The organism is Pantoea sp. IMH, assembly GCF_000599885.1.
Taxonomy (GTDB): Bacteria; Pseudomonadota; Gammaproteobacteria; order Enterobacterales; family Enterobacteriaceae; genus Erwinia.
In genome coordinates, this window is the sequence record NZ_JFGT01000005.1 from 730229 (window position 1) to 744220 (window position 13992).

The window sequence follows — 13992 nt, forward strand, 5'->3', positions numbered from 1 at the left end:
TCTGATGAGTGACTATAAATCTACCCTGAATTTGCCGGAAACGGGGTTCCCGATGCGTGGCGATCTGGCCAAACGCGAACCGGGAATGCTGCAACGTTGGTATGATGACAATCTCTACGGCATCATCCGCGAAGCCAAAAAAGGGAAAAAAACCTTTATCCTGCATGATGGCCCTCCTTACGCGAACGGCAGCATTCATATTGGTCACTCCGTTAACAAGATTCTGAAAGACATTATTGTTAAGTCCAAAGGCCTGTCGGGGTTTGATTCCCCTTATGTGCCGGGCTGGGACTGCCATGGTCTGCCTATCGAGCATAAAGTCGAGCAGATGATCGGCAAGCCGGGCGAGAAAGTCACCGCCGCCGAGTTCCGTGAAGCCTGCCGTAAGTATGCTGCCGAGCAGGTTGAAGGCCAGAAGAAAGACTTTATCCGTCTGGGCGTGCTGGGCGACTGGGATCGTCCTTACCTGACGATGAACTTCAAAACCGAAGCCAATATCATCCGGGCGCTGGGCAAAATTATCGGTAATGGTCACCTGCATAAAGGCGCCAAGCCGGTGCACTGGTGCATGGACTGCCGCTCCGCGCTGGCGGAAGCGGAAGTGGAGTATTACGACAAGACGTCGCCTTCCATTGACGTGATGTTCAACGCGGTTGATGCCGATGCCGTAGGCGCGAAGTTTGGCGCTGACAAGGTTAATGGTCCGGTTTCCGTGGTGATCTGGACGACGACGCCGTGGACCATGCCGGCGAACCGCGCTATCTCACTGCATCCGGAGTTCGACTACCAACTGGTACAGGTCGCGGACAGAGCGCTGATCCTGGCGAAGGATATGGTAGAGGGCGTAATGAAACGCGTCGGTATTGCCGAATGGCAGGTGCTGGGCGAAGCGAAAGGGGCGGCGCTGGAACTGATGCAGTTCAAACATCCGTTCCTCGATACCCATTCGCCAATTGTGCTGGGCGAGCACGTTACGCTGGAAGCCGGTACCGGTGCTGTTCATACCGCGCCGGGCCACGGTCCAGATGACTACGTGATTGGTCAGAAATATGGAATCGAAACCGCTAATCCGGTCGGTCCGGATGGCCGCTTCCTGCCGGGCACTTACCCGACGCTGGACGGCGTAAACGTCTTTAAAGCCAACGATATGATCGTTGAGCTGCTGCGTGAGAAGGGCGCGCTGCTACACGTTGAGAAACTGCTGCACAGCTACCCGCACTGCTGGCGCCATAAAACGCCAATTATCTTCCGCGCCACGCCGCAGTGGTTTATCAGCATGGATCAGAGAGGCCTGCGCGAGCAGTCTTTGCGTGAAATCAAAAGCGTGCAGTGGATCCCGGACTGGGGCCAGGCGCGCATTGAGTCGATGGTCGCCAACCGTCCTGACTGGTGTATCTCCCGTCAGCGCACCTGGGGTGTGCCGATGGCGCTGTTTGTACATAAAGATACCGAGCAGCTGCACCCTGATACGCTGGCGCTGATGGAAAAAGTGGCGCAGCGGGTTGAGCAGGAGGGTATCCAGGCCTGGTGGGATCTTGATGCGAAAGAGCTGATGGGCGACGACGCGGAAAACTACGTGAAAGTGCCCGATACGCTGGACGTCTGGTTTGACTCCGGCTCCACCAGCTACTCGGTGGTTGATGCGCGTCCTGAATTTGACGGACATTCACCCGATATGTACCTGGAAGGCTCAGATCAGCATCGCGGCTGGTTTATGTCGTCGCTGATGATTTCAACCGCGATGAAAGGCAAAGCGCCTTACCGTCAGGTACTGACCCACGGCTTCACCGTCGATGGCCAGGGCCGGAAGATGTCGAAATCTATCGGCAACACGGTGTCGCCTCAGGACGTGATGAACAAGCTGGGCGGCGATATTCTGCGCCTGTGGGTTGCCTCGACCGACTATTCCGGCGAGATGGCCGTTTCTGACGAGATCCTCAAGCGTTCCGCAGACGCCTACCGTCGTATCCGTAACACCGCCCGTTTCCTGCTGGCGAACCTGAACGGCTTCAACCCTGAAACCGACAGCGTAACGCCGGAAGAGATGGTGGTGCTGGATCGCTGGGCGGTTGGCCGGGCAAAAGCCGCTCAGGACGATATCCTGGTCTCCTATGAGAATTACGATTTCCACGAAGTGGTGCAGCGTCTGATGCAGTTCTGCTCCATTGAAATGGGGTCGTTCTATCTGGATATCATCAAGGATCGTCAGTACACCGCCAAAGCCGATGGCCTGGCGCGCCGCAGCTGCCAGACCGCGCTCTACTATATTGCAGAAGCGCTGGTTCGCTGGATGGCGCCGATCATGTCCTTCACCGCAGATGAGATCTGGGGCGAACTGCCGGGCAAACGGGAAAAATATGTCTTTACCGGCGAGTGGTACGACGGGCTGTTTGGCCTGGCGGAGAACGAACCGATGAACGATGGCTACTGGGCCGAGCTGCTGAAAGTGCGTGGCGAAGTGAACAAAGTGATCGAGCAGGCGCGGGCAGACAAGCGCGTGGGCGGCTCGCTGGAAGCGACCGTGACCCTCTATGCCGATCCGGAACTGGCGGCGAAGCTGACCAGCCTGGGCGACGAGCTGCGCTTTGTGCTGTTAACTTCCGGTGCACAAGTTGCCGATTATGCGCTGGCCACCGACGATGCTCAGCAGAGCGAACTGGTGAAAGGACTGAAAATTGCGCTGCATAAAGCGGAAGGTGAGAAATGCCCGCGCTGCTGGCACTACACCACCGACATCGGTCAAAGCGAGGCTTATCCGGAAATCTGCGGACGCTGTGTCACTAACGTAGCCGGCGACGGCGAACAGCGTAAGTTTGCCTGATGAGTAAACCTATTTTCTCTACCGGGCTGCGCTGGCTCTGGCTGGTGGCCGTCGTTATCGGCATCGATTTCGCCAGCAAAATGTGGGTTATGAACACGCTGATGCTGCATGAATCGATGCCGGTCATGCCGTTTATTAACTTCTTCCATGCGCACAACTACGGCGCCGCGTTCAGCTTCCTGGCCGATAAAGGCGGCTGGCAGCGCTGGTTTTTCGCCGGTATTGCTATCGCCATTGTCGTGGCGCTGCTGGTGATGATGTACCGGACGCCAGCCAGCCATAAGCTGAACAATATTGCCTACGCGCTGATTATCGGCGGCGCGGCGGGTAACCTGTTCGATCGGGCTTATCACGGCTTTGTAGTCGATTTTATCGACTTCTATGTGGGCGACTGGCATTTTGCCACGTTTAATATCGCCGACTGCGGCATCTGTGTCGGTGCCGCGCTGATTGTGCTGGAGGGCTTTCTCAGCCCCGCCGGCAAACAGGCCAAAAATTAAGGGCAGGCTATGACAGATTCTGTACAGAGCAACAGCGCGGTGCTGGTGCATTTCACCCTGAAGCTGGACGATGGCTCCACGGCGGAATCCACCCGTAACAACGGCAAGCCAGCGCTGTTCAGCCTCGGTGACGGTAGTCTTTCGGACGCGCTGGAAGCCGAGCTGATCGGTCTTCGGGCGGGCGAAACAAAAGCGTTTACGCTGACGCCCGACGCGGCGTTTGGCCCGACCAGCCCCGATTTAATCCAGTATTTCTCCCGCCGTGACTTTACCCAGGCGGGCGAGCCGGAAATCGGGGCCATCATGCTGTTCAGCGGCAGGGACGGTAACGAGGTGCCCGGCGTGATCCGTGAGATCTCCGGTGATTCCATTACCGTGGATTTCAACCATCCGCTGGCCGGACAGACCATTCACTTTGAGGTTGAAGTGCTGTCAATCGACCCGGCACTGGAGGCGACAAATGCAAATCCTGCTGGCTAATCCCCGCGGCTTCTGCGCTGGCGTTGATCGGGCTATCAGCATTGTGGAACGGGCGCTGGAAATGTACGGCGCGCCGATCTACGTGCGTCATGAAGTGGTGCATAATCGCTACGTGGTCAACAGCCTGCGCGAGCGGGGGGCGATCTTTATTGAGGAGATCGGCGAAGTGCCGGACGGCTCTATCCTGATCTTCTCAGCGCATGGCGTATCACAGGCGGTGCGGGCAGAGGCGAAAGCCCGCGATCTGACGATGCTGTTTGATGCAACCTGTCCGCTGGTCACCAAGGTGCATATGGAAGTGGCGCGCGCCAGCCGCAAGGGCACGGAAGCGATTCTGATCGGCCACGCGGGCCATCCCGAAGTGGAAGGCACCATGGGGCAGTACAGCAACCCTGAAGGCGGCATGTATCTTGTTGAGTCGCCTGCGGATGTCGCTAGGTTGCAGGTGAAGGATGAGGAAAACCTCTGCTTCATGACCCAGACGACGCTTTCGGTGGATGACACTTCAGAAGTGATTGATGCGCTGCGGGCGCGTTTTCCGAAGATTATCGGTCCACGCAAAGACGATATCTGCTACGCCACCACCAACCGTCAGGAAGCGGTACGGACGCTGGCAAAAGATGCGGATGTGGTGCTGGTGGTCGGATCGCGTAACTCGTCAAACTCCAATCGCCTGGCGGAACTGGCGCAGCGTGCCGGCAAGCTGGCGCGGCTGATCGACTCCGCTGAGGATATTCAGGAAGAGTGGATCAAAGGTGCAAACTGTATTGGCGTGACCGCGGGTGCCTCCGCGCCCGATATTCTGGTGCAGGAAGTGATCCAGCGCCTGCGCGACTTCGGCGGCGAAGCGGCGGTGGAACTGATCGGACGGGAAGAAAATATCGTTTTTGAAGTGCCGAAAGAGCTGCGAATGGATGTGCGTGAGGTCAAATAACCGCCTGCCTCTGTTATGAGATAATGCCGGAAGGTTTTCACCTTCCGGCATTTTTGTTATGGAGAACACGATGTACAGGACCCCAATTATTCTCGATACCGATCCCGGTATCGATGACGCCGTAGCTATCGCTGCTGCGCTTTTTTCCCCCGAGATTGATGTAAAACTGATTACCACCGTCGCGGGTAATGTCTCTGTGGAAAAAACAACCCGCAACGGCCTGCAGTTGCTGGACTTCTGGCAAAAAGACATTCCACTTGCCAGAGGCGCCTCAATGCCGCTGATACGCCCGCCGCGTGACGCCGCGAATGTGCACGGTGAATCGGGCATGGGAGGTTACACGTTTGCTGATACCCAGCGTCAGCCGTTGGCAAAACCCGCTTTTCAGGCGATCTATGACTGCCTGAGCGCCAGTGAAGAACCGATCACGCTGATCACTATCGGCCCGCTGACCAATATTGCGCTACTGCTTTCCCAGTATCCTGACTGCAAAAAAAGGATTAAACGGCTGGTGATGATGGGCGGTTCAGCCGGGCGCGGTAACCTGACGCCCAATGCAGAGTTCAACATTGGCATCGATCCCGAAGCGGCGGCAAGAGTGTTTGAAAGCGGCCTGGAAATTGTGATGTGCGGGCTGGATGTGACGCATCAGGCGGTGCTTTCACCAGACTTTCTGGCCCAGTTGCCGGCGCGAAACCGCACCGGGAAAATGTTTCATTCTCTGTTCAGCCACTACCGTAGCGGCAGCCTGGCAACCGGACTGCATATGCACGATCTCTGTACGATTGCCTGGCTGGTGAAGCCATCGCTGTTCAGGGCGCACGACTGTTTTGTGGCCGTCGAGACGCAGGGGCTGCTGACCAGCGGTACCACGGTGGTGGACATTGATTGCTACCTCGGGCGTCCGGCTAATGCGCGGGTATTACTGGATATTGACGTTCCTGCGTTCCAGCAGTGGTTCTCAGGCATGCTGGACTTAATGCCGTAGCGCATGACAATGCGTGCAATTTGTCCCGGCGGGCTTATGCGCAGGGACCGTCAGTTGCGATCACGCCTGCGCTCCGAAAAGATGAGGGAAGAAAGCATCGGGCCATAAGCCGTAAGCTGGCTTGCGGGGCAGACGAAAAAATGTGAAGGCGGCGGGAACGCAAAACGTTTCCGCCGCCTGTATGTCAGCCAGCAAACAGCCCGGTGGCGACACCAGCCGCGGCGAGGATCAGCAGAAGTAACATCGCTTTTACTGGCGACAGCCCCCGTTTCGCCATCAGGTACCAGGTGCCGATAACCACTGTCAGCGGCAGCAGCTGGGGAAAAATGCCGTCCAGCATCTGCTGCAGATGAATATTAACGCCATCGCGCGTAACGAATTCCAGCCCGGTGCCCAGCTTGATATAGCTGGCCGCCACGCCGCCCATCACAAAGACGCCCAGCAGTGACAGCGCTTCCCTCAGGCGGGTCGATTTGCTGCTCACCAGCATTTCCACCGACGTTGAGCCCATATGGTAGCCTTTCAGAAACAGAAACCAGGTACCGGGAATAACGATCCCCAGCCAGGCCACGCAGTAAAACAGCGGTCCGAGAATGTTCCCGCCGGCGGCCAGCGCCATCCCGATACTGAGCAGGATCGGGATCAGCATTCCCGGGATCATCGAATCGCCAATCCCGGCGACCGGCCCCATCAGACCGACTTTCAATGTATTAATGGTTTCACCGTCAATGGGTTCGCCGTTGGCGCGCTTCTCCTCCAGCCCCAACACCATTCCGTTTACGATGGCTCCCATCTGAGGTTCAGTGTTATAGAAGGAAGCGTGGCGCTTCAGCATCTCCTTGCGCTGCTCAAGGTCGGGATAAAGTTTTCTGGCAACCGGCAGCATGCTCAGACAGAACCCAAAGGAAGCAAGGCGCTCGAAGCTCATCGAGGAGAGGTTGTACATCATCCAGCTACGCCAGCAGCGATGCAGATCCCGGCGGGTAAGTTTGCGTTGTTCCATCAGAATTCATCCTCATCATTGCCCGGTGTGGTCGCGCTTACTGTCTGCGCTTCCGGCTTATAGTTGTAATGAATAAGTGCCAGAAGCGCACCCACGATCACCAGCGCGACCATATTCAGCTTCAGAAATACGATGCAGATAAAGCCCACCAGAAAGTAGATCAGCATGCTGTAGCTTTTGATGATCTGCTTAAGCAGGATGGCGATACCTACCGCAGGCAAAATGCCGCCCAGCACGTTCATCGTCGACAGCACTATCTGCGGCAGCGTATCCATAAAGTCATTGATGTACTGCGCGCCAAAATAGACGGCAATAAAGGTGGGTATAAAGCGCATCAGAAAGTTGGTGACCTGAGGCCAGATAGCGCTGTTGAGATAAACCTCGCGCTCATTACCCGTTCCCAGTGCCAGATCGGCCCGGTGGTTCCACCATGAATTGAGCACCAGCATGGCGTTAAACAGCACCGTACCGGCAATACCGATGGTGGCCGCCAGCGCGACGGCCACTTCCGGACCCTTACCGGACAAAATCCCCAACGCGATAGCGGGATAGGCAACAAAGTTAAGGTCGGCGGGCATTGAACCGCCGGGCGTGACCATGGCGATATAAACTGCCTGCACGGCCACACCAATGATAATCCCGCTTTGCATATCTCCAAGAATAAGCCCGACAAGCATGCCTGAAACCAGAGGGCGGGTAAGCAGATACCAGCCGCCGGTGACACCGAGCAGCCAGGGCGTGCTGAGCGCGCCCAGATAACAGAGTATGCCGATTAACGCTGCTTCAAAAACCATAACGCTCTCCTTATTTTATTTTTTGCCGGGCATCCTGCCAGCTGTAGGCACCTGCATCCGGCACCAGGCGAAACTCAATCTGGTGGCCGCGCTGGGCCAGGTAGTCGAACGCGGTGGCTTCCTCCGGACTGACCGCCTGGTTTGGGCCGATGGTTGTGGTATTGGCGCGGGCGCTCATCGGCCCGACGTTAATTTTACGGTGACCGTTTTGCAGACCGATTCCCGCCTCTTCAATGCGCTGTAGCGTGACCGGGGATTTGCCGATAACAAAATAGCGCTTCTCGCTGGCGATAATTTTCGGCAGTTTTTCTATCGCGGTGAGCGTATCGAACAGCCAGACTTTGATATCCTGAACCGCGCCTTTCATCACCGCCGAGAGAAGCGGATCGGCGGCGACGGCATCATCAATGGCGATAATACCGTCGCACGGCAGCTCTTTGGCCCAGCGGGTAACCAGCTGACCGTGGATGACACGATCGTCAATACGTACAAATGAAATGCTCATCGTTCCCCCTTAAAAATCTTCTGATTGCTGCGTGTCACTCAGCCGGGCCAGCACCAGCGTCTCTTTAGCCTGATTAAGCAGAATGGCGGCAGCCTGATTCACATCCGTTAGCGTTTTAATCTCGTCGCTTAACAGCAGCATGGGAAAGTTAACGCCACCCAACACTGCCACCGGTGGCGACGTTTCAGGGGCAAAGGCGTGGTGGCAGGCGATGTTCCACGGCGTACCGCTTTGCAGGTCGCACAGCACCAGCACACCGTCCGCCCCTTTGCTGGCCTGGTGTAAAACGGCGGCAAACTCATCGCGAAAACCGTTGATCCCTTTGGTTTCGCTAAGCGTTACTGGGAAGATATGCGGCAAATCGCCATATACCATCCGTGCGCTGGCCAGCATGGCATCAGCCAGCGGGCCGTGCGTGGTTAAAATGACATGAATCATGGTGTTATCCTCTTACCCAGGCTTTCATGGTGGCCAGCCGCTTTCCCGCGCTGCTGCCATAGGGTGCAATCCGGTATTCCCCGACTGCGGCGGGAACGATAAAGGTTTCCGCGTAGTGCACGACAAAAGGCGCAAAGGCATTATCCGGACTGTCGACCAGCGCTTCGCTCCCTTCCACCAGATTGAGGACGTTAACGTTGCCCTGCGTGTGATGAATAACCGGTTTGCTGAACCAGTGCCGACGCGTTTCAATAAACTGCCGATCGTGCAGCCCGGTTCGTTCTTCAGTCCAGCCATCGCCTTCGGCAACGGATTCAAAATGGTTAACCAGGTGTTCGTTTACCCATTGAGTATCCCGTTCCCACTCAATAGCCTGAGCGCCATGCTCCAGATGTACCGGGCGCGGCAGACCGTCGAGTCCGACCCGGCCCCAGTCCCATAATTTAAACGTGAAAATATAGGGTGTGGCGCTGATTTCGAGCACCATGGTTCCGGCACCCGCGCAGTGCACGGTGCCTGCCGGGATCAGAAAGTGATCGTGTCTGCGGGCCGGTAAACGGTTGATAAACTTCTCGTCGTCAAAGGCTTTTTCACCGCGCTGGGCCGCGGCCAGTTCGGCCAGCATCTCTCCGGGATCGGTGCCGGTTTTAGTCCCGAGAAAAACCTCCGCACCCGGTTCGGCATCCAGCAGATAGTAACTTTCATCCTGGGTATAGTGCATGCCGAAGCGCTGCTGGATATATTCGGTAAGCGGATGTACCTGCACGCTGAGATTCTGGCCGCCCACGGTATCCAGAAAATCAAAGCGGATCGGAAACTCTGTACCAAAACGGGCATGGACTTTCTCGCCCAGCAGCGGACGTGGGTAGAGCAGTATCAGATCCTGTGAAGGGATTTCGACGCGTACCTCACTGAACCGCAGCAGCAGGCTGTTTTCCTCGGGCACACAGTCGAAACACCAGGCGTAATTCGGCGCCGACGCCTCAAGACCAAAGCGCTTTTTCATCCATTGGCCACCCCAGACGCCCGGATCGAAGAAGGGCACGACGCGAAACGGCTGACGGGTTGTCTGTTGCAGAGCACCACGTAGCGCCTCACCGGTGATCAGTGCCGGATCGTTCTGCCTGTTGGTATCCAGCAAGTAATCCGTTCGTTTCAGCAGCGGGGTTTTATGGCGGTCAAACACACGCCACTCAATAAAAAAGGCCCGCTTGTAGCGGCGCAGAATATCCTCATCCTGATTCTCCACGCCCCAGTTACCCAACTCACCGCTGCGAAAACGCTGCTGGATTTCCCAGCGGGCCAGATCGGCATAAATCAGCAGATCGCCGGGATGCACCAGCGCGGCCCCGGAGCCGTAAATCACAATCGTGCCTTCCCCGGCATCGGCAATTTCTTGCCGGAGCCTTGCCAGCCGGTCGGGGCAGAAAAAATCGCTGAGCTGATGGCAGGAGAGTACGCCGAAGACGCGGTCATCCGTCAGGTTAGCCGCCAGTAAATCATGCAGGCGCGCTTCATTCAGGCGTGCGGTTTCCGCATTGATGATCAGGGCCGGATTCAGCCTGGTGATAAGCTGCTGCTCTAGCTCTTCAAGACGTACGCCCGGATAGCAATCAATAACGACCACGGTTTTATGTCGGCCTGACAGACGTGTCTCAAGGGTTTGCCGGACAGCTGGCCAGCCGCGCCAGGCGTGGTCAGCAAAACCGTCAATACGGACTTCGGGATACTTCTCGTAATTAACCTGTTTCATCATTAGCTCCCTGTTCTCGAGAGCTGAACTTAATCGATTAACCGAAAGGTTAACTGCGATTAACCCACCATTTTTTGTGAAGCCTCCTTTCACAGCGCGGAATCTTTGCGGTCTTTCACAGGAAAAATGGTATTAAAAGGTTATTCGATTAACCTTGATGGCGAGGTAATCAGAAAAGGAGGGAAAATGACCACTGTTACCCTGGCGCACGTTGCTGACCGCGCTGGCGTCTCTACCGCCACTGTCTCCATGGTGCTGCACAACCGGGGGCGAATATCAGAAGCAACGCGCCTGCGGGTACTCAAGTCGCTGGATGAGCTGGGCTATGTATATAACCAGACGGCGGCGAATCTGCGAAACCGCAGCAGCAACCAGGTTGGCCTGCTGCTGCATGACATCACCAATCCTTTTTATGCTGAAATGACCGCCGGTCTGAGCCAGGAAATGGAGCATCACGATCTGCTGCTTTTTCTCGCCAACAGCGAAGAGTCAGGCGAGCGGCAGCAAAAATTCGTTGATTCCCTGATGCGTAACAACGCCTGTGGCATGGTGCTCTGTGCGGCTAAAGAGACCCCGCCGCTCTTTTTTGAGGCCCTTAAACGGCGCAATATTCCCACCATTATGGTGGTGCGTCCGCTGGATGATGTCGATTTTGATTTTGTCGGAACCGATAATTTCCTCGGGACTCAACTGGCGACGCAGCATTTACTGAGCCTGGGGCATCGGCATATCGCTTTTATTGGCGGCAGTGAAAATTCCGTCAGTCGTGCGCAGCGCATGGGAGGATACAGCAGCAAACTACTTGAACACCATATTCAGCCCAACAGTAACTGGGTGGTCGCTTCTCTCGCCAGCCAGAGTGACGGCGCAAGAGTGGCAGAAGCGCTGTTTGAGCGCTATCCGGAAATCACCGCAGCGGTTTGTTATCAGGACATTGTAGCGCTGGGCGTCATGCAGACGCTGCGAAAAATGGGCTGTGTACCCGGTAAAGACTTTGCGCTGATCGGCTTCGACGATATCACCGAGGCTTCGCTGGTAACGCCTGGACTCACCACCGTTTCCGTCGCCTCGAAGGAGATTGGTCGTCAGGCCGGAGAGTTGCTGTTCAGCCGGATTCAGGGAAATGATGAGCCGCCGAAGCGGATTATTTTGCCTCCTGCGCTGATTGTCCGGGAATCCTGCGGCTTTCGCTGAACCAATCCTGTGGTAACCGCTGCGGCTGATAATGCCGCCGCGCTGACTCAAAATTCTTATTATCGGCGTTTTTCACTGGCGGCGTCGCCTGCGGCTGGTTAACCTGAATCCGTTTACGTCATTCAATAACTTAAGAGTCATATTATGCATGATGCACAAATCCGCGTGGCTATCGCGGGAGCGGGGGGCCGCATGGGGCGGCAGCTGATTCAGGCTGTTGTGGAAGCGGAAGGCGTTACCCTGGGCGCCGCGCTGGCGCGTGAAGGCTCCTCGCTGATCGGCACTGACGCGGGCGAACTGGCGGGTACGGGCGCGCTGGGCATTCGCGTGGGAGAGAGTCTGGCTGCTGTTGTGGATGAATTCGACGTCCTGATCGATTTCACACGACCTGAGGCGACGCTGGACTATCTGGCTTTTTGTCGTCAGCACGGCAAACGGATGGTCATTGGCACCACCGGTTTCGATGAGGCGGGTAAGGCCGCTATCGGGGCTGCCGCGCAGGACATCGGTATCGTCTTTGCGGCCAACTTCAGCGTGGGCGTCAACCTGGTACTGAAACTGCTGGAGAAAGCCGCCAAAGTGATGGGCGATTACGCGGATATCGAAATCATTGAAGCGCATCACCGTCATAAGGTTGATGCCCCTTCAGGCACCGCGCTGGCGATGGGGGAAGCGATTGCCGATACGATGCAGTGGAAGCTGGATGAGCATGCGGTATACGCGAGGGAAGGGCTGACCGGCGAACGCCAGGCGAATACGATTGGCTTTGCCACCGTCCGCGCGGGCGACATTGTGGGTGAGCATACGGCCATATTCGCCGATATCGGCGAGCGTGTGGAGATCACTCATAAGGCCTCCAGCCGGATGACCTTTGCAAAAGGCGCAGTGCGTGCGGCACAGTGGCTTGATAATGTCGATAAGGGTATTTTTGATATGAAAGATGTGCTTTCCCTGGCGGATTTGTAGCAATTTAATTTTTTATAAGATCATTAATTATTTTTATCTCATTGATTTAAAGGGTGAATTTTATCACCCTTTTTTTAAAAATTACTAAAATAGAGGGTTTTTAAATGTTTTTGTTTAAGATTCTTTAAAGTGCAAATTTCAATGGATTTTTAGTGGTTAAGAAGTTAATTTTGACCAGATGGTCCATATTTTTTCCTTTGATCTGCCTTTTTTATGCGTTAAAGGCCAGGCAACCGTTTTGGTGAGCGCCTTAACTGTCTTTTTCAGGGTGAATCTTCTTAGTTTTCCTTCAGTACCGCAAAAAGAGGTGAAAAATAGCCTTTCAGGGTAGACTTTATCTGAGGTGATGATTAGAATGCGCGCAATTTGCCAAAAATCGAGAAGTCAGGCGGTTTTTGCATTGATTTTCAGCTCCGATTTGAATTAATATGCAAATAATGTGACTGTTTATTCTCTGGAGGATGTTTTGATTAAGTCAGCGCTATTGGTTCTGGAAGACGGAACCCAATTCCACGGTCGGGCCATAGGGGCGTCAGGATCGGCGGTGGGGGAAGTCGTTTTCAACACTTCAATGACCGGTTATCAAGAAATCCTCACTGATCCTTCCTATTCCCGCCAGATCGTCACCCTTACTTATCCCCATATTGGCAATGTCGGCACCAATGCTGCTGATGAAGAATCCTCCCAGGTACATGCTGCGGCGCTGGTTATTCGCGATCTGCCGCTGATTGCCAGCAACTTCCGTAATGAAGAGGGGCTGTCTGACTATCTCAAGCGACACAATATCGTTGCGATTGCCGATATCGACACGCGTAAGCTGACGCGTCTGCTGCGGGAGAAAGGGGCGCAAAACGGCTGCATTATTACCGGCGACGCGGTAGATGCCTCGCTGGCGCATCAAAAAGCCCAGGCTTTCCCCGGCCTGAAGGGCATGGATCTGGCGAAAGAAGTCTGTACCCGCGAAACCTACCACTGGCAGCAGGGCAGCTGGACGTTGGAGGGCTTGCCCGAAGCGAAAAAAGATGAGGACCTGCCGTTCCACGTCGTAGCCTATGACTACGGCGTGAAGCGAAATATCCTGCGCATGCTGGTGGATCGCGGCTGCCGCCTGACCGTTGTTCCGGCGCAGACACCAGCTGAAGAGGTGCTCAACATGAATCCCGACGGCATTTTCCTCTCTAACGGCCCCGGTGACCCGGAGCCCTGTGATTATGCCATCGGGGCGATTCAGGCATTTTTAGAGACGGATATTCCGGTTTTCGGCATCTGTCTGGGCCACCAGCTGCTGGCGCTGGCCAGCGGTGCGAAGACGGTCAAAATGAAGCTGGGCCATCACGGCGGCAACCATCCGGTCAAAGATCACGATAACAATACGGTGATGATCACAGCGCAGAACCACGGTTTTGCCGTCGACAGTGACAATCTACCCGCGAACCTGAGGGTGACCCATACCTCGTTATTCGACCATACCGTGCAGGGCATTCACCGTACCGACAAGGCCGCATTCAGCTTTCAGGGCCACCCTGAAGCCAGCCCTGGCCCGCACGATGCCGCGCCCTTGTTCGACCACTTTATCGAACTGATCGAAGCTTACCGGTCTACCGCAAAATAATCAG

13 protein-coding genes are annotated in these 13992 nt (G+C 55.7%); 8 read left to right on the plus strand and 5 right to left on the minus strand.

Annotated elements, in window-relative coordinates; all coding sequences use genetic code 11:
• Positions 1 to 4: 4 nt before the first annotated feature.
• The 5 genes from ileS to rihC all read left to right on the plus strand — a co-directional run bounded on the left by ileS (position 5) and on the right by rihC (position 5723).
• On the plus strand, positions 5 to 2821 hold the full coding sequence (gene ileS / locus EA20_RS0111740) for an isoleucine--tRNA ligase (protein WP_024967011.1): 2817 nt from the start codon (positions 5 to 7) through the stop codon (positions 2819 to 2821).
• Entirely contained in the window at positions 2821 to 3321 is a 501-nt protein-coding gene (gene lspA / locus EA20_RS0111745; RefSeq protein ID WP_024967012.1) for a signal peptidase II, read from the plus strand. Before ileS ends, lspA begins: the two co-directional genes overlap by 1 nt.
• Before the next feature lie 9 nt (positions 3322 to 3330).
• On the plus strand, positions 3331 to 3801 hold the full coding sequence (gene fkpB, locus EA20_RS0111750) for an FKBP-type peptidyl-prolyl cis-trans isomerase (RefSeq protein ID WP_024967013.1): 471 nt from the start codon (positions 3331 to 3333) through the stop codon (positions 3799 to 3801).
• A complete protein-coding gene (gene ispH / locus EA20_RS0111755) occupies positions 3782 to 4735 on the plus strand; it encodes a 4-hydroxy-3-methylbut-2-enyl diphosphate reductase (RefSeq protein WP_024967014.1) in 954 nt (317 codons plus the stop codon). Before fkpB ends, ispH begins: the two co-directional genes overlap by 20 nt.
• Before the next feature lie 70 nt (positions 4736 to 4805).
• On the plus strand, positions 4806 to 5723 hold the full coding sequence (gene rihC, locus EA20_RS0111760; RefSeq protein WP_024967015.1) for a ribonucleoside hydrolase RihC: 918 nt from the start codon (positions 4806 to 4808) through the stop codon (positions 5721 to 5723).
• Positions 5724 to 5907: 184 nt separating this feature from the next.
• Here rihC and EA20_RS0111765 read toward each other — a convergent pair whose 3' ends face one another.
• The 5 genes from EA20_RS0111765 to EA20_RS0111785 are packed head-to-tail and all read right to left on the minus strand — an operon-like array spanning position 5908 to position 10216.
• Positions 5908 to 6726 carry a PTS system mannose/fructose/sorbose family transporter subunit IID gene (locus tag EA20_RS0111765; protein ID WP_024967016.1) on the minus strand — a complete coding sequence of 273 codons (819 nt, stop codon included), beginning with the start codon at positions 6724 to 6726 and terminating at the stop codon, positions 5908 to 5910.
• Positions 6726 to 7520, minus strand: a complete 795-nt coding sequence (locus EA20_RS0111770) for a PTS sugar transporter subunit IIC (protein WP_024967017.1) — start codon at positions 7518 to 7520, stop codon at positions 6726 to 6728. The genes EA20_RS0111765 and EA20_RS0111770 overlap by 1 nt, the downstream gene beginning before the upstream one ends.
• A 10-nt stretch (positions 7521 to 7530) precedes the next feature.
• Entirely contained in the window at positions 7531 to 8025 is a 495-nt protein-coding gene (locus EA20_RS0111775) for a PTS sugar transporter subunit IIB (RefSeq protein WP_024967018.1), read from the minus strand.
• Between the two features lie 9 nt (positions 8026 to 8034).
• Positions 8035 to 8463, minus strand: a complete 429-nt coding sequence (locus EA20_RS0111780; RefSeq protein ID WP_024967019.1) for a PTS sugar transporter subunit IIA — start codon at positions 8461 to 8463, stop codon at positions 8035 to 8037.
• Positions 8464 to 8467: 4 nt separating this feature from the next.
• Positions 8468 to 10216 carry a class I mannose-6-phosphate isomerase gene (locus EA20_RS0111785; RefSeq protein WP_024967020.1) on the minus strand — a complete coding sequence of 583 codons (1749 nt, stop codon included), beginning with the start codon at positions 10214 to 10216 and terminating at the stop codon, positions 8468 to 8470.
• A gap of 186 nt (positions 10217 to 10402) precedes the next feature.
• Between EA20_RS0111785 and EA20_RS0111790 the strand changes: the two genes are divergently transcribed.
• From EA20_RS0111790 to carA, 3 genes are all read left to right on the plus strand, one after another.
• Positions 10403 to 11410 carry a LacI family DNA-binding transcriptional regulator gene (locus EA20_RS0111790; RefSeq protein ID WP_024967021.1) on the plus strand — a complete coding sequence of 336 codons (1008 nt, stop codon included), beginning with the start codon at positions 10403 to 10405 and terminating at the stop codon, positions 11408 to 11410.
• A gap of 144 nt (positions 11411 to 11554) precedes the next feature.
• On the plus strand, positions 11555 to 12376 hold the full coding sequence (gene dapB, locus EA20_RS0111795) for a 4-hydroxy-tetrahydrodipicolinate reductase (protein WP_024967022.1): 822 nt from the start codon (positions 11555 to 11557) through the stop codon (positions 12374 to 12376).
• Positions 12377 to 12842: 466 nt separating this feature from the next.
• Positions 12843 to 13988, plus strand: coding sequence for a glutamine-hydrolyzing carbamoyl-phosphate synthase small subunit (gene carA / locus EA20_RS0111805; protein WP_038381585.1), 1146 nt, complete (start codon positions 12843 to 12845; stop codon positions 13986 to 13988).
• Positions 13989 to 13992: the final 4 nt, after the last annotated feature.

Excerpts from the sequence above, each read along its gene's own strand:
- ileS (WP_024967011.1), top strand. The coding sequence starts at position 5 with ATGAGTGACTATAAATCTACCCTGAATTTGCCGGAAACGGGGTTCCCG.
- lspA (WP_024967012.1), top strand. The coding sequence starts at position 2,821 with ATGAGTAAACCTATTTTCTCTACCGGGCTGCGCTGGCTCTGGCTGGTG.
- fkpB (WP_024967013.1), top strand. The coding sequence starts at position 3,331 with ATGACAGATTCTGTACAGAGCAACAGCGCGGTGCTGGTGCATTTCACC.
- ispH (WP_024967014.1), top strand. The coding sequence starts at position 3,782 with ATGCAAATCCTGCTGGCTAATCCCCGCGGCTTCTGCGCTGGCGTTGAT.
- rihC (WP_024967015.1), top strand. The coding sequence starts at position 4,806 with ATGTACAGGACCCCAATTATTCTCGATACCGATCCCGGTATCGATGAC.
- EA20_RS0111765 (WP_024967016.1), bottom strand. The coding sequence starts at position 6,726 with ATGGAACAACGCAAACTTACCCGCCGGGATCTGCATCGCTGCTGGCGT.
- EA20_RS0111770 (WP_024967017.1), bottom strand. The coding sequence starts at position 7,520 with ATGGTTTTTGAAGCAGCGTTAATCGGCATACTCTGTTATCTGGGCGCG.
- EA20_RS0111775 (WP_024967018.1), bottom strand. The coding sequence starts at position 8,025 with ATGAGCATTTCATTTGTACGTATTGACGATCGTGTCATCCACGGTCAG.
- EA20_RS0111780 (WP_024967019.1), bottom strand. The coding sequence starts at position 8,463 with ATGATTCATGTCATTTTAACCACGCACGGCCCGCTGGCTGATGCCATG.
- EA20_RS0111785 (WP_024967020.1), bottom strand. The coding sequence starts at position 10,216 with ATGAAACAGGTTAATTACGAGAAGTATCCCGAAGTCCGTATTGACGGT.
- EA20_RS0111790 (WP_024967021.1), top strand. The coding sequence starts at position 10,403 with ATGACCACTGTTACCCTGGCGCACGTTGCTGACCGCGCTGGCGTCTCT.
- dapB (WP_024967022.1), top strand. The coding sequence starts at position 11,555 with ATGCATGATGCACAAATCCGCGTGGCTATCGCGGGAGCGGGGGGCCGC.